Origin of the sequence: Streptomyces sp. NPDC059455 (assembly GCF_042750115.1) — a bacterium.
Classification (GTDB): domain Bacteria; phylum Actinomycetota; class Actinomycetes; order Streptomycetales; family Streptomycetaceae; genus Streptomyces; species Streptomyces endocoffeicus.
Genome location: NZ_JBHYVB010000011.1, coordinates 1 through 18,841 on the forward strand (window position 1 = coordinate 1; position 18,841 = coordinate 18,841).

At 70.1% G+C, this 18,841-nt stretch carries 17 protein-coding genes; 2 read left to right on the forward strand and 15 right to left on the reverse strand.

Annotated features, from left to right (window positions below):
• Positions 1–69: 69 nt before the first annotated feature.
• The 9 genes from gatB to ACFXB5_RS05650 form a co-directional block, all read right to left on the reverse strand.
• The gene (gene gatB, locus ACFXB5_RS05610; protein WP_385202747.1) at positions 70–1,575 is read right to left on the reverse strand and encodes an Asp-tRNA(Asn)/Glu-tRNA(Gln) amidotransferase subunit GatB; all 1,506 of its coding nucleotides are present in this window, start codon (positions 1,573–1,575) and stop codon (positions 70–72) included.
• A gap of 15 nt (positions 1,576–1,590) precedes the next feature.
• A complete protein-coding gene (locus tag ACFXB5_RS05615) occupies positions 1,591–1,830 on the reverse strand; it encodes a hypothetical protein (RefSeq protein ID WP_385202749.1) in 240 nt (79 codons plus the stop codon).
• The gene (gatA, locus tag ACFXB5_RS05620; protein WP_385202751.1) at positions 1,827–3,320 is read right to left on the reverse strand and encodes an Asp-tRNA(Asn)/Glu-tRNA(Gln) amidotransferase subunit GatA; all 1,494 of its coding nucleotides are present in this window, start codon (positions 3,318–3,320) and stop codon (positions 1,827–1,829) included. Before gatA ends, ACFXB5_RS05615 begins: the two co-directional genes overlap by 4 nt.
• Before the next feature lie 5 nt (positions 3,321–3,325).
• The gene (gene gatC / locus ACFXB5_RS05625) at positions 3,326–3,622 is read right to left on the reverse strand and encodes an Asp-tRNA(Asn)/Glu-tRNA(Gln) amidotransferase subunit GatC (RefSeq protein WP_020868242.1); all 297 of its coding nucleotides are present in this window, start codon (positions 3,620–3,622) and stop codon (positions 3,326–3,328) included.
• Between the two features lie 207 nt (positions 3,623–3,829).
• Positions 3,830–5,938 (reverse strand): putative bifunctional diguanylate cyclase/phosphodiesterase, encoded by a 2,109-nt coding sequence (locus tag ACFXB5_RS05630; RefSeq protein WP_385202754.1) that lies wholly within the window; start codon positions 5,936–5,938, stop codon positions 3,830–3,832.
• Positions 5,939–6,241: 303 nt separating this feature from the next.
• Positions 6,242–8,476, reverse strand: a complete 2,235-nt coding sequence (ligA, locus tag ACFXB5_RS05635; RefSeq protein WP_385202757.1) for an NAD-dependent DNA ligase LigA — start codon at positions 8,474–8,476, stop codon at positions 6,242–6,244.
• Positions 8,477–8,491: 15 nt separating this feature from the next.
• Positions 8,492–9,511 (reverse strand): methionine synthase, encoded by a 1,020-nt coding sequence (locus ACFXB5_RS05640; protein WP_385202759.1) that lies wholly within the window; start codon positions 9,509–9,511, stop codon positions 8,492–8,494.
• A 151-nt stretch (positions 9,512–9,662) separates the two neighbouring features.
• Positions 9,663–10,352, reverse strand: coding sequence for an SDR family oxidoreductase (locus ACFXB5_RS05645; protein WP_385202760.1), 690 nt, complete (start codon positions 10,350–10,352; stop codon positions 9,663–9,665).
• A gap of 175 nt (positions 10,353–10,527) precedes the next feature.
• Positions 10,528–11,004 (reverse strand): ATP-binding protein, encoded by a 477-nt coding sequence (locus ACFXB5_RS05650; RefSeq protein ID WP_385202763.1) that lies wholly within the window; start codon positions 11,002–11,004, stop codon positions 10,528–10,530.
• 223 nt (positions 11,005–11,227) lie between these two features.
• Between ACFXB5_RS05650 and ACFXB5_RS05655 the strand changes: the two genes are divergently transcribed.
• Both ACFXB5_RS05655 and ACFXB5_RS05660 read left to right on the forward strand, forming a co-directional pair.
• Positions 11,228–12,082, forward strand: a complete 855-nt coding sequence (locus ACFXB5_RS05655; protein WP_201851008.1) for a helix-turn-helix transcriptional regulator — start codon at positions 11,228–11,230, stop codon at positions 12,080–12,082.
• A gap of 12 nt (positions 12,083–12,094) precedes the next feature.
• Entirely contained in the window at positions 12,095–12,292 is a 198-nt protein-coding gene (locus ACFXB5_RS05660; RefSeq protein ID WP_385202766.1) for a DUF397 domain-containing protein, read from the forward strand.
• A gap of 26 nt (positions 12,293–12,318) precedes the next feature.
• On the opposite strand, the gene tgmC is transcribed toward ACFXB5_RS05660, so the two are convergent.
• The 6 genes from tgmC to ACFXB5_RS05690 all read right to left on the reverse strand — a co-directional run bounded on the left by tgmC (position 12,319) and on the right by ACFXB5_RS05690 (position 18,791).
• On the reverse strand, positions 12,319–13,455 hold the full coding sequence (tgmC, locus tag ACFXB5_RS05665; protein WP_385202768.1) for an ATP-grasp peptide maturase system methyltransferase: 1,137 nt from the start codon (positions 13,453–13,455) through the stop codon (positions 12,319–12,321).
• A complete protein-coding gene (tgmB, locus tag ACFXB5_RS05670) occupies positions 13,445–14,416 on the reverse strand; it encodes an ATP-grasp ribosomal peptide maturase (protein ID WP_385202771.1) in 972 nt (323 codons plus the stop codon). Before tgmB ends, tgmC begins: the two co-directional genes overlap by 11 nt.
• Complete coding sequence (gene tgmA, locus ACFXB5_RS05675; RefSeq protein ID WP_385202938.1) at positions 14,413–14,655, reverse strand: putative ATP-grasp-modified RiPP; 243 nt, start codon at positions 14,653–14,655, stop codon at positions 14,413–14,415. The genes tgmB and tgmA overlap by 4 nt, the downstream gene beginning before the upstream one ends.
• A 110-nt stretch (positions 14,656–14,765) precedes the next feature.
• On the reverse strand, positions 14,766–15,293 hold the full coding sequence (locus ACFXB5_RS05680; RefSeq protein WP_198270836.1) for a TIGR00730 family Rossman fold protein: 528 nt from the start codon (positions 15,291–15,293) through the stop codon (positions 14,766–14,768).
• Between the two features lie 385 nt (positions 15,294–15,678).
• Positions 15,679–16,896 carry a glycosyltransferase gene (locus tag ACFXB5_RS05685; RefSeq protein WP_385202775.1) on the reverse strand — a complete coding sequence of 406 codons (1,218 nt, stop codon included), beginning with the start codon at positions 16,894–16,896 and terminating at the stop codon, positions 15,679–15,681.
• Between the two features lie 140 nt (positions 16,897–17,036).
• Positions 17,037–18,791, reverse strand: coding sequence for a methyltransferase domain-containing protein (locus ACFXB5_RS05690; protein ID WP_385202777.1), 1,755 nt, complete (start codon positions 18,789–18,791; stop codon positions 17,037–17,039).
• Between the last annotated feature and the right edge of the window lie 50 nt (positions 18,792–18,841).

Consider the following 18,841-nt stretch of genomic DNA (forward strand, 5'->3'; position numbering starts at 1 on the left):
CCGCGCGCGGGGCGGGGCGTCCACCCCCCCGCCCCCCCCCCCGTCACACAGGGACGTACGCCGAGCCGGTCAGCCCTCGACGCCCAGCTTCTCCAGGATCAGCTCGCGCACCCGCGCCGCGTCCGCCTGGCCGCGGGTGGCCTTCATGACCGCGCCGACCAGCGCACCCGCCGCCGCGACCTTGCCGCCGCGGATCTTGTCGGCGATGGCCGCGTTGGCCGCGATCGCCTCGTCCACGGCGGTGCCCAGCGCACCCTCGTCCGAGACGACCTTCAGCCCGCGCTTGGTGACGACCTGGTCCGGGTCGCCCTCGCCCGCGAGGACGCCCTCGATGGTCTGGCGGGCCAGCTTGTCGTTGAGCGAACCCTCCTTGACCAGCGCGCACACCCGGGCGACCTGCGCCGGGGTGATCGGCAGTGCCGTGAGCTCCACGCCGTCCTCGTTGGCACGGCGGGCCAGCTCGCCCATCCACCACTTACGTGCCTGGTCGGCCGGGGCGCCCTCGTCCATCGTGGCCGTGATCAGGTCGATCGCGCCCGCGTTGAGCACCGACTGCATCTCGTGCCGGGACAGGCCCCAGTCCTCGCGCAGCCGGTTGCGGCGCACCCGCGGCAGCTCCGGAAGCCCGCCGCGCAGCTCCTCCACCCATGTCCGGGCGGGGGCGACCGGCACCAGGTCGGGCTCGGGGAAGTAGCGGTAGTCCTCGGCCTCCTCCTTGACCCGGCCGGAGGTCGTGGAGCCGTCCTCCTCGTGGAAGTGGCGGGTCTCCTGGATGATCGTGCCGCCGTCGTTCAGCACCGCGGCATGGCGCTGGACCTCGAAGCGGACCGCGCGCTCGACCGACCGCAGCGAGTTGACGTTCTTGGTCTCGGAGCGGGTGCCGAACTTCTCGACGCCCTGCGGGCGCAGCGACAGGTTCACATCGCAGCGCATCTGGCCCATCTCCATGCGCGCCTCGGAGACCCCGAGCGACTTGATGAGCTCGCGCAGCTCGGTCACATACGCCTTGGCGACCTCCGGGGCCTTCTCCCCGGCGCCGACGATCGGCTTGGTGACGATCTCGATCAGCGGGATCCCGGCCCGGTTGTAGTCCAGGAGGGAGTGCTGGGCGCCGTGGATGCGGCCGGTCGCGCCACCCACGTGGGTGGACTTGCCGGTGTCCTCCTCCATATGGGCGCGCTCGATCTCGACGCGGAAGACCTCACCGTCGACGTCGACGTCCAGATAGCCGTTGAAGGCGATCGGCTCGTCGTACTGCGACGTCTGGAAGTTCTTCGGCATGTCCGGATAGAAGTAGTTCTTCCGGGCGAAGCGGCACCATTCGGCGATCTCGCAGTTGAGCGCGAGTCCGATCTTGATGGCGGACTCGACACCGGTGGCGTTGACCACCGGGAGCGAGCCGGGCAGGCCGAGGCAGGTGGGGCAGGTCTGCGTATTGGGCTCGGCGCCCAGCGCCGTGGAGCACCCGCAGAACATCTTGGTCTTGGTGCCGAGCTCGACGTGCACCTCGAGCCCCATCACGGGGTCATAGGTGGCGAGGGCGTCCTCGTACGACACCAGTTCAGTGACGGTCACGGAAAAACTAACCTCTCAGTCCGCGAGGACGTCGTCGTCGCCCATGCGCTTGAGCTCGCGGATGAGCAGGGCGACGCCGGTGACGATGGCGGCGGCCGAGACCACCGCGTCGGCCAGCTGTAGCTTGTCGTTCTCGAATCGGGCCTTCTTGGCCTGCTTCGCCACACTGACCGCGCCGAACAGCGAGGTCGCGATGGACAGGTAGGTGCCGGGCCTGGACTTCTTGAAGCCCTTCGCCTTCTTGATCGCTCTCATAGGGACGGTGCCTCCTCGATCAGCGGGTGGCCCCACTTGTCGATGAGCGCGGCCTCGACCGCGGCACCGACCTTGTAGAGCCGGTCGTCGGCCATGGCGGGGGCGATGATCTGCAGTCCGACCGGCAGACCGTCCTCCGGTGCCAGACCGCAGGGCAGTGACATGGCCGCGTTCCCCGCGAGGTTGGTGGGAATCGTGCAGAGGTCGGCCAGATACATCGCCATCGGGTCGTCGGCGCGCTCGCCGATCGGGAAGGCGGTGGTCGGGGTGGTCGGCGAGATCAGCACGTCGACCCGCTCGAACGCCTTCTCGAAGTCACGCTTGATCAGCGTGCGGACCTTCTGCGCGGAGCCGTAGTACGCGTCGTAGTAGCCGGAGCTGAGCGCGTAGGTGCCGAGCATGATCCGGCGCTTGACCTCGGCGCCGAAGCCCTCCGCACGGGTGAGCGCGGTGACGTCCTCGGCGGACTTGGTGCCGTCGTCGCCCACCCGCAGGCCGTAGCGCATGGCGTCGAAGCGGGCCAGGTTGGACGAGCACTCGGACGGGGCGATCAGGTAGTACGCGGCCAGCGCCTTGTCGAAGGACGGACAGGAGATCTCCTCGATCTCGGCGCCCAGCTCCCGCAGCAGCTCCACCGACTCGTTGAAGCGCTGCATGACGCCGGCCTGGTAGCCCTCGCCCGCGAACTCCTTGACGACGCCGATCCGCATGCCCCGCACGCTTCCGTTGCGGGCGGCCTCGACGACGGCAGGGACCGGCTCGTCGATGGAGGTCGAGTCCATCGGGTCGTGTCCGGCGATGACCTCGTGCAGCAGCGCCGCGTCCAGCACGGTGCGGGCGCAGGGGCCGCCCTGGTCGAGCGAGGACGAGAACGCCACCATGCCGTAGCGGGAGACCCCGCCGTACGTCGGCTTGACCCCGACCGTGCCGGTGACGGCGGCGGGCTGGCGGATCGAGCCGCCGGTGTCGGTGCCGATGGCGAGCGGGGCCTGGAAGGAGGCCAGCGAGGCGGACGAGCCGCCGCCGGAGCCGCCGGGGACCCGGGTGAGGTCCCAGGGGTTGCCGGTGTGGCCGAAGGCGCTGTTCTCGGTCGAGGACCCCATGGCGAACTCGTCCATGTTGGTCTTGCCGAGGACGATCACGTCCGCGTCCCGCAGCCGCTGGGTGACGGTCGCGTCGTACGGCGGGATCCACCCGTCGAGGATCTTGGAACCGACCGTGGTCGGGATCCCCTTGGTGGTGAAGATGTCCTTGAGCGCGAGCGGAACACCGGCCAGCGGCCCCAGCTCCGCACCGCGCTCCCGCTTCGCGTCGACGGCGCGCGCCTGGGCGAGCGCCCCCTCGCGGTCCACGTGCAGGAACGCGTGCACCTTCTCGTCGACGGCCTCGATACGGGCCAGGTGCGCCTCGGTCACCTCGACGGCGGTGACCTCGCCGGAGGCGATCCTGGCGGCGATCTCGGCCGCGGTGAGCCTGGTCAGGTCGGTCACGGTGGTCACTCCTCCCCCAGGATCTGCGGCACCTTGAAACGCTGCTGCTCCTGGGCCGGGGCGCAGGCCAGCGCCTGCTGCGGGGTCAGGGACGGACGGACCTCGTCCGGGCGCATGACGTTGGTCAACGGCAGCGGGTGAGAGGTCGGCGGAACGTCTTGGTCGGCGACCTCGGAGACGCGGGCGACCGCGCCGATGATGTCGTCGAGCTGTCCGGCGAAGTGGTCTAGCTCTTCGGCCTTCAGCTCCAGACGCGCCAGCCGGGCGAGGTGGGCGACCTCCTCGCGCGTGATGCCAGGCATGCAGCGATCCTCAGGGTGTGTGTGGAGTGTTTCGGCCCCAATCCTATGGCTCCGGCCGCGCCCGGCGCGAAAGGCTTTGGCGCACCAGCGTTGTGCACCCTGAGGTCTCATCGCCGGGTGCGGCCCGGTGGCCCGGTTGTGCCCACCCGTTCCTCCCCCCGCTACCGCTGGGAGGTGCCCCCTCGCGGAACGATTGCCCACAACCGGCTACGTCACCGGCTGATCCGCGTCCTCGTCCGCGGGAGTGGCTTCCTTACTCGACGGCTCCGCCGTCTCGCGGTGCCAGCCACCCTCACCCCGCGCCCGCAGCCACGCCGTCATCTCGTCCGGCGGCATCGCCGCGGCCACCAGCCAGCCCTGGACCGCGTCGCAGCCCAGATCCCGCAGCCGCTCCCAGGTCTCGTCGTCCTCGACGCCCTCCGCGACCACGAGCAGGCCCAGCGAGTGGGCGAGGTCGACCGTACAGCGGACGATCTCCGCGTCCTCGTTGTCCACGGCCAGCCGGGCCACGAAGGAACGGTCGATCTTGAGCTCGCTCACCGGCAGCCGCCGCAGATGGACCAGCGACGAATACCCCGTCCCGAAGTCGTCGAGCGACATCTTCACCCCGTGCCCGGTGAGCCCGGCCAGGGTATCGGCGGCCCGCTGCGGGTCCTCCAGCAGGACGTGCTCGGTTATCTCCAGCTGCAGGGCGCCCGCCGGGACCCCGTGCCGGGCCAGCCGCCCGGCGACCGCGCCCGCGAAGCCGGGGGTGTGGACATCGCGCGGCGAGACGTTGACGGCGACGGGCACCTCGAGGCCGTCGGCGCGCCACCGCGCGACCTGGCCCAGGGCCGTCTCCAGGACGTACTCGGTCAGCCGGGGCATCAGCCCCGAGCTCTCGGCCATGGAGATGAACTCGTCCGGCGGCACCTTCCCCCGGTCCGGGTGCACCCAGCGCACCAGGGCCTCCAGGCCCGCCACATGTCCGTCGAAGCCGACCTTGGGCTGGTAGTGCAGCTCGACGTCGCCCGCGTCCAGGGCGCGCCGCAGATCGCCGAGCAGACCGAGCCGGTCGGGGGTGTTGCCGTCCCGCCGCGCCTCGTACAGCTCGACTCCGCTGCGGTCCCGCTTGGCCTGGTACATCGCGACGTCGGCGCGGCGCAGCAGCCCCTCGGCGTCCAGGGCGTGGTCGGGGTAGACGGCGACGCCCGCGCTGGCCTCGAGTACCAGCGTCAGCCCGTCCAGGTCGAGCGGGGAGCCGAGGTCGCCGACGAGGACGCGGGCGCTGCGCTGGGCGCTGGTGAGCGAGTCGGTGGTGGGCAGCAGCACCGCGAACTCGTCGCCGCCGAGCCGGGCCACCTCCGCCCCGCGCGGCAGGGCGAGCCGCAGCCGCTCGGCGATCTGGAGCAGCAGCCGGTCACCGGCCAGATGGCCCAGGGTGTCGTTGACCGAACGGAAGCGGTCGAGGTCCAGCAGCACCAGCGCGGTCCGGGTGCCGGCCCGCTCGGCCTCGTCCAGCGCGGTCCAGGTGCGCTCCAGCAGCCACTGCCGGTTGGGCAGCCCGGTGAGCGGGTCGCGCAGCTGCTCCTCGGCGCGGACCCGGGCGATCCACAGCGTGGAGTCCAGGGCGACCAGCGGCACCGCGAACAGCGGGAGCAGCAGCGGGGTGTCCCCGGCGACGACCACGATGAGCGGGGCGATGCCGAGGAGCGCGATGCCGACGAGGGCCTGCCGGAAGAGGGCGGTGCGGGCGACGGTGGGCAGTCCGGCGCCGGGCGGGGCGAGGGAGCACCACAGCAGGGCGCGGGTCACCGCGAGATAGACGAAGGCGGCCAGGGCCGTCTGGGGGATGGCGGACACCTGCCAGGTTTCGGTGCGCCAGGGGTGTTCGACGGAGGGGGTGGTGCCGAAGGCGGCGAGGGTGAGGGCGGCCGCGCCCACGCCGAGGATGTCGACCGCGCCGTGCAGGGCGGCCTGCCGCCATCGGTGCCGGCGGGCGGCGCCGACCAGGACGACCACGGCGAGGCTGACCAGCACGGCCGGAATCCAGCCGTAGAGCAGCAGCGCCGCCAGGGTTAACGCGGCCCCGGAGCCGGTGCCGCCCCACCAGCGGTCACGGCCGAGGGCGACCAGATGGCCGACGATGATTCCGGTGAGCACGGCGAGCGACCAGCCCACGGTTCCGTCGGGAAAGAGCGCATTGCCCGCGTCGAGCACTCGGAACACTCCGATACCGAGTGCGAAAGCCGCCATGGCGACCGCAGCGGCCGGCAGCGCGGGCAGCACCGCCCGGCGCAGCCGCGACGCCGGGGCGGCGCTTTCGGTCGGTTTCATACCCGTCCCTCTCACAGCCGGCGGTGCCAGCGCCACGGCGGGCGCGCACCTCAACAGTAGGCGGCAGAAGGGGAAGACGGGCAGCGATCGGCGACGGTTCCCCGAATGCCGCCCGACGATCCATGACCTTCTGCTATGCGCTGTAAGGGTGATGCCCGCCGGCTGTACCCGGGAAGTGCTCCCAGTCGTAATCCGGCCAGGTTTGGACCCATTGAGCGGACAAGATGGCCGGAGCACTGCGCCGGATGGGTGGAGCGGCTACTCCAGTGGCTACTCCAACCGCCGCTCCACCGGCCGTCCGTGCTACTCCGCGGACTCTTCCCCGGACTCTTCCTCGGGCTGTTCCCCGGACTCTTCCGGGGGCGTCAACGCGACCTCTCTCGCCGCGTCGGGACCCTGTTCGAGCAGGACGCCAAATCCGTCCTCGTCGAGCACGGGAACCTTCACTTGCATGGCCTTGTCGTACTTCGAGCCCGGATTGTCGCCGACTACCACGAAATCGGTCTTTTTCGAAACCGATCCGGTGACTTTGGCACCACGGCTCTGCAGCGCCTCCTTGGCCCCATCCCGGGTGTACGACTGCAGCGTTCCGGTGACGACGACGGTGAGACCCGCCAGCGGACGGGGGCCTTCGTCCTCGCCGCCCTCCTCCTCCATCCGGACCCCGGCGCGCCGCCATTTCTCGAGGATCTCGCGGTGCCAGTCGACCGCGAACCACTCCTTGAGCGAGGCGGCGATGGTGGGCCCGACCCCCTCCACGGCCGCCAGCTCCTCCTCGTCCGCCTCGGCGATCCGGTCCAGCGAGCGGAATTCCCGGGCCAGCGCGGTGGCGGCCACGGGGCCGACATGACGGATCGAAAGGCCGGTGATGATCCGGGCCAGCGGGCGCTCCTTGGCCGCCTCGATATTGGCCAGCATCGCCAGGGCGTTCTTCTTCGCCTCGCCCTTCTGGGTGGCGAAGAAGGTGACGACCTTCTCCTCGCCGGTCTCCGGATCACGCTTGGGCAGTCCGCTGTCCGGGTCCAGTACATGCGACCGAATGGGCAGCAGTTGTTCGATCTTCAGGTCGAACAGATCGCCCTCGTCCTTCAGTGGCGGTTCGGCGGGTTCCAGTGGCTGGGTGAGGGCGGCCGCGGCGACATAGCCGAGGTTCTCGATGTCCAGGGATTTCCGCCCGGCGAGATAGAAAATCCGCTCGCGCAGCTGCGCCGGGCAGGACCGGCTGTTGGGACACCGCAGATCGACATCGCCCTCCTTGGCGGGCTGGAGCGGCGTATCGCACTCGGGGCAGGTGGCCGGCATCACGAATTCCCGCTCGCTGCCGTCCCGCAGATCGACGACCGGACCCAGGATTTCCGGAATGACATCGCCCGCTTTGCGCAGCACCACGGTGTCACCGATCAGCACGCCTTTGGCCTTGACCACATCCTGGTTGTGCAGCGTCGCGAATTCGACCTCCGAGCCCGCGACGGTGATCGGCTCGACCACCGCATAAGGCGTCACCCGCCCCGTGCGCCCCACGCCCACCCGGATGTCCACCAGCTTGGTGTTGACCTCCTCGGGCGGGAACTTCCAGGCGATCGCCCAGCGCGGCGCCCGCGAGGTGGAGCCCAGCCGCCCCTGCAGCGGGATCTCGTCCAGCTTGACGACCGCGCCGTCGATCTCGTGCTCCACCGAGTGCCGGTGCTCGCTGTCCCCGTAGTACGCGATGTACTCGCGCACGCCCTCGATCGAGTCCACCACCGAGAAGTGGGCGGCGGTGGGCAGCCCCCACTCGTGCAGCAGCTCGTACGCCTGCGACAGCCGGTCGATGTCGAAGCCCTCGCGCGCCCCGATGCCGTGCACCACCATGTCCAGCGGCCGGGACGCGGTGATCTTCGGGTCCTTCTGGCGCAGCGAACCCGCCGCCGCGTTCCGGGGGTTGGCGAAGGGCGGCTTGCCCGCCTCCACCAGCCCGGCGTTCAGCTCCTCGAACCGCTCACGGGGCAGGAAGACTTCGCCGCGCACCTCCACCAGCGCCGGAACGCGGTCGCCCGTCAGCCGGTTGGGGATCTTGGCGATCGTCCGCACATTGGGCGTGATGTCCTCGCCGGTGCGGCCGTCGCCACGGGTCGCGGCGCGGGTCAGCCGCCCTTGCTCATAGGTGAGGTTGACCGCGAGGCCGTCCACCTTCAGCTCGCACAGGAAGTGGTACGAACCGCTGCCCAGCTCCTTGGCGATGCGGTCCGCCCAGCCGGCCAGCTCCTCGTCGTCGAAGGCGTTGTCCAGGCTGAGCATCCGCTCTCGGTGCTCGACCTCGGTGAACTCCGTCTCGTACGCCCCCGCGACCTTCTGGGTCGGCGAGTCCGGCGTACGGAGCGTGGGATGCTCCTCCTCCAGCGCCTCCAGCTCGCGCATGAGCTTGTCGAACTCGGCGTCACTGACGACCGGCGCGTCCTTCACGTAGTACCGGAAGCGGTGCTCCTCGATCTGCTCAGCGAGCCTGGCGTGCCTCTCCCGCACCTCGGCGGGGACCTTCGACTGCTGTTCGCCGGCCACCGTGTCGTCCTCCCGTTACTCAGGGTTGTCCGCGAGCGATCTCGCCGCCCGGACGCAGTGGGCCAGCGCGGCGCGGGCGTACCCGGGCGAGGCGCCCGCGAGCCCGCACGACGGGGTGACCACCACCGACTCCGCGAGAGTCGCCGGTGCCAGCCCCAGCCTGCGCCACAGCGTCCTGACACCCCTGACGCTACCGGCAGGGTCCGACAATGGGGTGTCCGTGCCGGGTACCGCGCCGAGGAGGAGTGCCGTACCGCCTTCCACGGCTTCCCCGACCGCCTCCTCCTCACCCTCCGTGAGCAGCGACAGATCGAAGGAGATCCCCGCGACGCCCGCGCGCCGCAGCAGCCCGAACGGCACGGCCGGCGCGCACGAGTGCACCACCACCGGCCCGTCGGCCGCCTCCACCAGGGTCCGCAGCGCGCCCTCGACCACGCCCCGGTCCACGGCCCCGTGGGTGCGGTAGCCGCTCGCCGTACGGACGCTCCCGCGCAGCACCGACGTCAGCGACGGCTCGTCCAGCTGGAGCACCACCTCGGCGCCCGGCACCCGGCGGCGCACCTCCGCCAGATGGGCGCGCACGCCCTCGGCGAGCGAGGCCGTGAGGTCCCGGCAGGCGCCCGGGTCGCTCAGCGCGGCCTCGCCGCCGCGCAGTTCGAGGGAGGCGGCCAGGGTCCAGGGCCCGACGGCCGACACCTTGAGCGCGCCCTGGTGCCCCTGGGTGAACTCCTCCAGCGCGTCCAGGTCCTCGCCCAGCCAGGAGCGGGCCCGCCGGGTGTCCCGGCCCGGCCGGTCGCTGATCCGCCAGCCGCTGGGCTCGACGTGCGCGTACAGCTCGCTCAGCATTCCGGCGGTGCGCCCGATCATGTCCGCGCCGGGCCCGCGCGCGGGCAGCTCCGGAAGGTACGGCAGGGCCTCCAGCGAACCGGTGACGGTCTTCGCGGCCTCCCGCGCGTCGCCGCCCGGCATCGATCCGACGCCGCTTGCGGTTCCGGGGGGCCATGGGTGGTGGGTTTTGGTGCTCTTCTCGCTCACCAGCGAAGCGTAAGCGCTCCGCTGGGAGTGCCCGGAAATGCCGTCTGGTCGTTTGCGGCACCATTGTGGCTGGGCGCGCCGTTCCCCGCGCCCCTTCGGGGCGCCTCATGCGGCCCAGGGAGGTGACTGCCCCGCCGCCGAGGATGGCTGCTCAGCCGCGTGGGCGGACCTGGAGGTCGGTGATCTCGGCGTCGTGCGGCAGGTCGAGCGCGGTCAGGATGGTCGTCGCCACGGTCTCGGGCGCGATCCAGCGCTCCGCGTCGTACTCCTTGCCCTCCTGCTGGTGCACCTTCACCTGCATCGGGGTGGCCGTGCGCCCCGGGTAGACCGTGGTCACCCGGACGCCGTTGCCGCTCTCCTCCCAGCGCAGCGCGTCGGCCAACGCCTTGAGCCCGTGCTTGCTGGCGGCGTACGCGGCCCACTGGGCGTTGGCGCGCAGCCCGGCGCCGGAGTTGACGAAGACGACATGCCCCTGGGCGAGCCGCAGCTGCGGCAGCAGCAGCCGGGTCAGCTCGGCGGGCGCCACGAGGTTGGCGGCGAGCTGGCGGTTCCACGCCTTCGGGGTCAGCTCACCGACCTCGCCCAGGTCGACCACTCCGGCGATGTGCAGCAGCGAGTCCAGCCGGTCGGGCAGCGTCTGATGGCCCAGCGCCCAGGACAGCCGGTCCGGGTCGGCCAGGTCGCCGACGACCGTCCGCACCCCCGGGAACCGCTCCGTCAGCTCCTTCGCCCGCCCGGCGTCCCGCGCGAGCAGCCACAGCTCGTCGCCGCGCTCGGCCAGCCGCTCGGTGACCGCCGCGCCGATGCCCGAGCCTGCCCCAGTGATCAGATGCGTTCCCATGCTCCCCAGCTTGCCTCACCGCCGGACGCGCCCCGCCGACGGTCCGGGCTTGGCGCGATCCCATGCCCGAAACCCGCGCGGACTTCCCGCCGGGCGCTCCCATCCTGTAACGGGCGCGGCGCTCACTGTAACGGGGCCAGGGTGGTGCGGCGCGGGAGTCCGGCGCTCCGGAGGATCAGGCGGCGAGGGCCGGAACCGGTGCCGGCGGCGGCCCACCGCAGTACAACTCGAACCACAGCGTCTTGCCGCCGAGACCGAACGGCTCTTCTCCGATGGCACAGCCGCCCCAGCGGTCGGCGAGGACGTCGAGGATGAACAGGCCGCGCCCCTTCTCCAACTCGGTCGACACCGACTCCGCCGACGGCTTCAGTGGCTCGGGCAGTTCGGGGTTGGTGTCCGTGACGCTGATCCGGAGGACGGGGTGCATCCAGAGCAGGCGTACGGAGGCCCAGTTGTCGGAATAGCGGACGGAGTTGGTGGTCAGCTCGGACGTTAACAACGCGGCCCGCTCGATGAGTTCACGCAGGCCGTGCGCGGTCAGCACGGCGCGCAGGGTGGCCCGGACGATCCCCGGGCCGCGCGGGTCACGGGGGAAGCGGAGTTCGTACTCCCAGGGCTCGGTGAACAGCAGCGGTGGCGGAAACGGGGTCACGCGGCACCTCCGGTGCGGGGCTTTCGATCGCGGTACGAGGGTGTGTTCGTGGTCGCCGCCACCCGCTCGTTGGAGCGAGAAGCGAGTGGCTTGCCTCACAAACGTAGAGCATCGTGAGTAACTTATGAGTCGGCAAACACAAACGAGTGAATCTGCACTTGACTCACTAGGCCGCCCCTTGGCACCCCTGCCAGACTGACCCCGCGTAACAGAAAGAGGACCCATGTCACCAAGAAGCGCTCCGACTTGCGGTCAGCGCCGCCTCGCGACAGAACTCCGACGCATGCGCGAACAGGCAGGGATCTCCATCCAACAAGCCGCCGCCATGCTCGGCGCCGACCGGACAATGATCTCCAACGTGGAGGCGGCGCGGACGAGACTGAGCGAAGAACGGGTCCGCCAACTGGCCTGCAACTACGGATGCGCCGATGAAGCACTCGTCAGTGCGTTGGCATCGATGACAGGAAGCCGTCGGAACGACCACTGGTGGCAGGAATACAAGGGAAAGCTACCGGACGGGTTCCTGGACATCTCTGAGATCGAGAACTACGCCACACGCATCCGTACGGCACAGACGGTGCACCTTCCGGGACTGTTGCAGACCGAAGATCATGCACGGGCGCTCTTCGATCTCGTGGTCCCCAAACTGCCGCGTCTGGAGATCGAGCTACGCGTCGCGCACCGTCTCGCCCGTCAAGGCATCTTCGACCGAGAGCATCCCACCCCGTACGTTGGCATCATCCACGAGGCGGCGCTGCGCATGCAGTTCGGCGGGCCAGAAGTGGCTCGGTCGCAGCTTGAGTACCTGGCCGACTCTGCCAGCCGCGACAACATCACACTGCTGGTCATTCCGTTCAGCGCGGGCAGCTTTCACGGCGCCGGACAGTCCGTCCTCTACGCAGAGGGGGCCGTCCCTCAGCTCGACACAGTTCAACTGGACTCGGCGTACGGCCCCCACTTCGTTGACTCCCCCACTCCAATCGCCAACTATCGTGCACTGCTGGACCTGATGGAGGGTTCCGCGCTTCCCGCCGACGAGTCGCAGAAGCTCATCCGCTCCATCGCCCGTGAGATGTGAGAGGAGCCGTCAGTGCACGAGTACACCTGGCAGCGGTCGTCCTTCTGCGGCGGCGGCGGCAACAACTGCATAGAGGTCGCCGCCGACGACAGTGGCATAGCCATCCGGGAGAGTTTGGAACCCGGCGCCGTTCTCCATACCGACAGGGTCGCGCTCCGCACGTTCATCTTCGGCGTCAAGCACGGACACTTTGACCGGTTGCCGAACTAACACGTTGCCGTCGGAGTGTGCGACGGTCAGACGGGGAGCCGCCAATTCGGACCCTTCGGTGAGCCGATCCATACGGTCTGTTCGAAGGGCGTGGCGGTCATCCCGAACTGCGTCAGGTCCGGCCCTCCCGCTTTCCGCCATTGGAGAAGAGCCTGTTCCACTTGGTCCCAGAGGCGGAGCGGTCCGTGTTGGTGCACCGTCCACCCCTCACTGTCGGGTTCGGTCCACGCCTGTGAGCCTGTCGCTACGTCGCGCAGGATGATGCCGGAGGTGGTGGTCATCAGCTCGGCAGAGGGTGCCGCGAGTTGGGCGACGAACCGTCCTGCCCAGTCCTCGAGGAGCCCGGGGTCCAGACGTGTACGACGGTTGTCACCGTCCAGTCGGAAGAAGGATGGGGACGGGGGCCGCTCGTGGGGGCGGGCCAACATATAGGTGATTGTGTCGCTGGTGAACCGTCCATGGGCGGTTCCCTCGTCGTCGAGGGCGAGACGGATCATTCCGGCGGCGAGCATCCAGCCGGAGATAGTGGTGGTGATCGTTCCGCCGTCGTTCAATTGCCAGAACCACGAGTGCGGGATGGACCGTACGGAGCAGGTGGCGATGATCGCGTCGTAGTCGGCGTGCTCCTTGCACCCTTTGAGACCGTCTCCGACCGCGAGAGTCGGGCTGCACCCGGCCTCGCTCAGGTGCACGGCGGCACTTGTGGCGAGGGTGGAGTCGTACTCGATGCTGACGACGTTCCCCGCCCCGAGCCGGTGGCACAGGACGGCGGTGGAGTAGCCGGTGCCGGTGCCCACTTCGAGAACCTTCTGACCGGGGCGCAGTTCCGCAACCTGGGCGGTACGTACCACAAGGGAGGGGAGAGTCGCCGAGGACGTGGGGCTGCCGGAAACGGGGCCCGTGGCGTCGGCGGCGTCTTTCTCCTGGACCTGGGTGACCCACGTCCGGTCGGAGTAGACCATCCGCAGCCACTCGTCCTCCCCGACCTCGGCCCGGTGCACGGGTTCCCATCCGCTGCCGGTGGGGCGGAAAGCCGCGGCGCCGAGGAACAACTCGCGGGGGACAGCGGCGACGGCGGCGCGCCATCCGGGGTCAAGGGCGGGATTGGCGGCGGCAATCTCCTCGGCCAGGGCGAGGCGGAGCGCGGCGGGGTCAGCGGGCACGGGGTTCTCCTGCGTGCTGGAGCTGGTCGGCGACGGCGGTGATGATCTTGTCTGTGATCGATTCAGGGAACCACGCATATTGACCGTTTGGGTTGCACTCGTACAGCCAGATTCGGCCATCCCGGTCCACGCCGAAATCGAAGGCTCCGAAGACGAGCCCGAACGCGTCCAGATACTGGCGCACGCTCTTGGCCAATTCCGGCGGCGCATCGATGAGCGAGTACGACAGGGCGTCGTAATGGCGCCGCCAGTCCAGGCCGGGCGAACCCTCGATCCGGACCGCGAAGATCTTCTCGCCCACGGCGGTCACCCGTAGATCAGCGACGGATTGCACACGTTTCTGGAACAGGTGCATGGTCTGGCCGACGTCGGCGTTCAGGTCGGCGGGATCGACTTCTTCGACCCAAACCGTCAGTGCCCGGCCATCGGCACCCTGGTAGTCCGTGCTGCGCAGTGGCTTGTAGATGACTGAGCCGTGGTCGCGGGCGAACTCCCTGACGGCGGTCTCGACGTTCGTGAGGAGAGTCGGCGGGATATCAAAGCCGCAACGCGCCGCAGTGGCGAGCTGGGCGGGCTTGTGCTCCGCGTCCCGGTTCCGCCACGGGTGATTCACGTAGTACGCGCCAGGGAGGGAAGCGAGGATACCCCCGAGACCGTAGCGAGCCTCTTCCCGGCACCAGCGGGCGTCCTGGTCTCCCAGTCCGGGGGGACCTGCATAGGGGCGCGGTCGGCGCCAGTACACGGATCGGACCCGACCAAGGTCGGTGACCCGAGTTCGCGTCCGCGCGTTCCCCCGCAACCCGTCGTTGTCCAGGTGGGCCGCGACGCAGAGGTCCGTGGGGAAGTCGCCCGGGTCCATGCGTACGACCGGGACGCGGCGCCGGTTCAGTTCCTCGATTACGGAATCGGCGGTTGCATCATCCGCCTGTGAGACAACGAGGATGGGGGCGGCCGGAGTCAATCCGTGTCGCCTTCCTGGTCACTGCCTTGATCCGGGTTACCGTCCAGGCTTGTCTTGGTCTGGGTTTCCTTGCTCGTCTCGGACCTCTTGTGCTTGCTCGTAAAGGGCATGCCCAGACCGTCCGAGCCGACCCATCGACCGGTCTGCGTCTCCGAGTCGAGGACGACCTCCGCAGCGGGAAGGACCACTGCTTCGGGGTAGGGCCTCATACGCGTCAGGCCCCACGGCACCGCTGCCATGCTCACGTCTGCCTCCGGACACCGCTGATCTCCGGCGCACAGTGTGTCGCCTTGCTCTCGCGCTTCGGTAGAGGGCATTCAGCGGATGCATGCCTCCAGCGGCACCCGCGTCAGACGGACTCCAGATACGTCATGGCCTCCACCCCGTTCTCCGCGAAGAAGACCAGCTCGCTCAGCGGCCGGGGCAGGAACCCCTCCTCCTCCATCCGCTGGAACTGCTGCTTCAGGCCGTCGTAGAACCCCGCCGCGTTGAGCAGCACCACCGGCTTGATGTGCAGTCCGTGCTTCTTCAGTTCCAGGATCTCGGTGGCCTCGTCCAGCGTCCCGGTGCCGCCGACCATGATCACGACGGCGTCGGCGCGGGCGAGCAGCTGCGCCTTGCGCTCGGCGAGGTCCTTGGCGATCACCATCTCGTCGGCGTTCTCCCGGGCCTTGGCGGCGAGGAACTCCACCGAGATCCCGACCAGCCGCCCCCCGTGCTCCTGCACCCCGTCCGCCATCACCTTCATCAACCCGACGTCGGACCCGCCCCAGACCAGCGTGTGCCCGCCCTTGCCGATCAGCTCGGCGAACTCGCGGGCGGGGGCGGTGTAACGGTCGTCGAGGTCGGCGGCGGAGCAGAAGACGCAGATATTCATGCGCATCACTTTACGAGCCGGGTCGGACACCCTCGCTGCCTCGCGCCACGGGTCGCGCCGTGCGGCGGATCTTTCCCCTCCCCGCCCCTTCCCGTAACCAGGGGCTCCGCCCCTGGACCCCGTGGCCCGGGGGCCAAGCCCCTGCCACGCGGCGCAGCCGCATACCGATGCGGCGGGAAGGGGCGGAGCCCGGATTCCGGGGTCTGGGGCAAGGCCCGTTTCGGAGTCTGGGGCAGAACCCGTTTCGGGGCTCGGGGCAGAGCCCCGCCCCGGTTTCGGGGTCTGGGGCAGGGCCCCAGTTTCGGGAAGGGGCGGGGAGGGGAGCAGCCCGCCGCAGGCGTCAAGACCCGCCGGGCCCCTGGACGCCCTGCCGCCGCGCCCGGCCTTACCCCCTGCCCACCACGCCGATGTGGGTCAGCACCGCCGCGGCGCCGTCCTCATCGCCGATCGCGCCGGCGAGCTCGGCCGCCCGGTGGCGGAGGGCGGGTTCGGTCAGGCAGGTCGTGATCGCCGCGGCGAGGGATTCGGCGGTGAGCGTGTCGAGCGGCAGCGGCCGGGGCGCGACGCCGAGTTGGTGGAGGCGCGCTGCCCAGAACGGCTGGTCGGCCATGGCGGGCACCGGCACCGCGGGGACCCCGGCGCGCAGTCCGGCCGCGGTGGTGCCCGCTCCGGCGTGGTGGACGACGGCGGCGGTGCGCGGGAACAGCCAGTCGTGCGGGACGTCGCCGATCGCCAGGACGTCGTCCCCGGCCGCCGTCAGCCCGGCCCACCCCGCCTGCACCACCGCGCGCACCCCCGTCCGGGCCACCACCGCCGTCACCAGCTCGCCCAGTCGCTCACCCTCGCCCGGCGCCATGCTGCCGAACCCGATGAACACCGGCGGCGGACCGGCCTGGAGGAAGTCGGCCAGCTCGGCCGGGGGCCGCCAGTCCCGGGGCCGGGCGGGCCACCAGTAGCCTGCGACCTCGACCCCGGACGGCCAGTCCGCCGGACGCGGTACGACCAGCGGGCTGAAGCCGTGGAAGACCGGCCGGAGGTCCGCTCCCGTCGTCCGCGAGGTGGCGGGCGGCAGCCCGAGCCGGGTGCGCAGCCCCGCCACGGCGTCCGCCTGGAGGGCTCCGGCGTCCGCCAGCAGCCGCTGCCCCGCCGCCAGGTTGCCGTCCGGCCCGAGGTCCTCGGCGTCCGTGGCGCCGGCCAGCGGGAACTCCCTCGTGGCACAGGCCGGTGCGAGGAAGGTGCCGATGACGGGGGTGCCGGACGCCTCACCGGCCGCCCGACTGAGCGCCGCCGGGCCGAACGCGGTGAGCACCAGGTCGGCCCCGTCCGCGACCGCCGCCGCCACCCCGTCGGCGAGCCGGTCGAGGAACGCCGCCATCGCCGCCCGTGCCTCCTCCCACGAGGCCGCCCGCGCCCTGGCGCGGATCAACTCCCGTGGATCGCCGGGCAACGGCCGGTGGTCCAGGCCGCATCCGTCGAGGAGCCCGGCGAAGGGCGGGTGCGCGGCCACGGTCACCTCATGACCGGCCTCCAGCAGACGCCGCCCCAGACCCGTGTACGGGGCGACGTCCCCGCGCGAACCGGCGGTCACTATCAGAATCCGCATGTGCTGATCCTCCTCGCCCGAGTGCCGGGCGAGGAAGTCCCCGGCCGCCCCTGCCGCGCGCCCCGGGCGGCCGGCAGCGGGTGTCGAATCCGCCACCGGCCACCCGACGGGGTCAGGGGTCGGGGGTCAGGGGTTGGGGATCAGCGGGTGAAGTGGAAGATGCCCCAGGTCACATGGCGGTTGCCGCCGCCCTCGACCCAGTTGCTCAGCCCCTTCTTCATATGGGTGAGGTAGTCGGCGCTGACCTGCTCCGTCAGGCCGTCCGCCTCCTGCCGCCGGGTTTCCTCCAGCACCCGGGCGTAGTGGGTGATCAGATGCTCGCGGTGCTCCTGGAAGCCGCCGCCGACCTCGATGAAGCCGAGCCGCGCCAGTTCGTGGCGGTAGAACTCGGGCGACCCCATGGTCTCCAGATGGATGCGGTCCAGGATGGGGCGGAGGGTTTCGGCGGGGCAGCCGTCGGCCGCCATGGGGTCGGTGAAGATGAGGTGACCGCCGGGGCGCAGCACGCGGGCGGCCTCCTCCAGGGGGCGGGCGCGGTTGCCGCTGTGCAGGAACGCGTCCTGGGACCAGACGACGTCGACACTGTCGTCCGGCAGCGGGATGGACTCGAAGGAGCCGTCCATCACCTCGATGGCCTCGGTCAGCCCGCGCTCGGCGTTCAGCGCGCGATGCCGCTCGTTCTCCACCTCGCTGAGGTTGAGCGCCATGACGCGGCAGCCGTACGTCTCGGCCAGATAGCGCGCCGAGCCGCCGAAGCCCGCTCCGAGGTCGAGGACGACGGAGGACTCCGTCAGGTCGAGCTGCCCGGCCATCCGGGCCACGGTGCGCCTGCTGGCCTCGGCGATCGGCTCGTCGGGCCGGTCGTAGATGCCGATGTGGATGTCCTCGCCGCCCCAGACACTCCAGTAGAAGGCGTCGGCGTCCGCGGAGTTGTAGTACTCGCGGGCGGTGCCCACGGCTCCCGAGTACTCCCCGTTCGCCGTGACCGACCCGATCGGGCCGACCGGCTCCTCCGTCGTGCGGTATTCCTTCTCCGCGACGTGGATGAAGAAGTCGGGCCGCTCCGTCCGGTAGGTGTGCTGGAAGTCGCCGTAGGTCTCGATCCGCTGGAAGCCGACCTCCTCCATCAGCCTGCGCGTGTAGTCCTTGCGCAGCGGAAACATGTTGAGGTGGTAGACGGATTCGTCGGGGAAGCTGTAGCGCATGCGCACCAGCCCCTCGTCCACGTACTCCGGTTCGACGGCGACGTCTTCTCCGCAGTAGTAGTACACATGCTTGCTGCTGTAGCCGCGATCAAGGATCGCGTCGTAGTTGCGGTGGTCCAGGATCAGGATTCCGTCATGCTTGAGCATGGCGTAGAACTCCGCGAGCGCCTTGCGCCGGTCACGCTCGGAGAACAGATGCGTGAAGGAGTTCCCGAGGCAGACGATGGCGTCGTACTCGCCATGGGCGTCGCGGTTGAGCCAGCGCCAGTCGGCCTGGACGACGCGGAGGATGTGGTCACCGTGCTTGAGCCCGTTGGAGAATGCCTGGGCGAGCATCTCGGCACTGCCGTCGGCGCTCACGGCCTCGAATCCGGCCTCGAGCAGCCGGACCGAGTGGAAGCCGGTCCCGGTGGCCACGTCCAGGACCTTCTTGACGCCGCGCTCGCGCAGCAGGTCGATGAAGAACGTACCCTCGCTGTCCGCCCTCCGGTCCCAGTCGATCAGCGAGTCCCACTTTTCTACGAAGCTGGGTACGTACTCCTCTGTGTAGTGATCAGTGTCCCTGACATCAACTGGATTGTCGCCAAATTTCTGTACAGGTTGCGCAGAAATAACGGAACCTCCGGTGCTGAGACAGCGGACCACGGCACCCGTGTCCGCGGGGCGCATTCCCAGATTCACGTGACGCATGCCACCGGAATGACCGGACGCACGTTAATTTAAGAAAAACTGATCGCGCC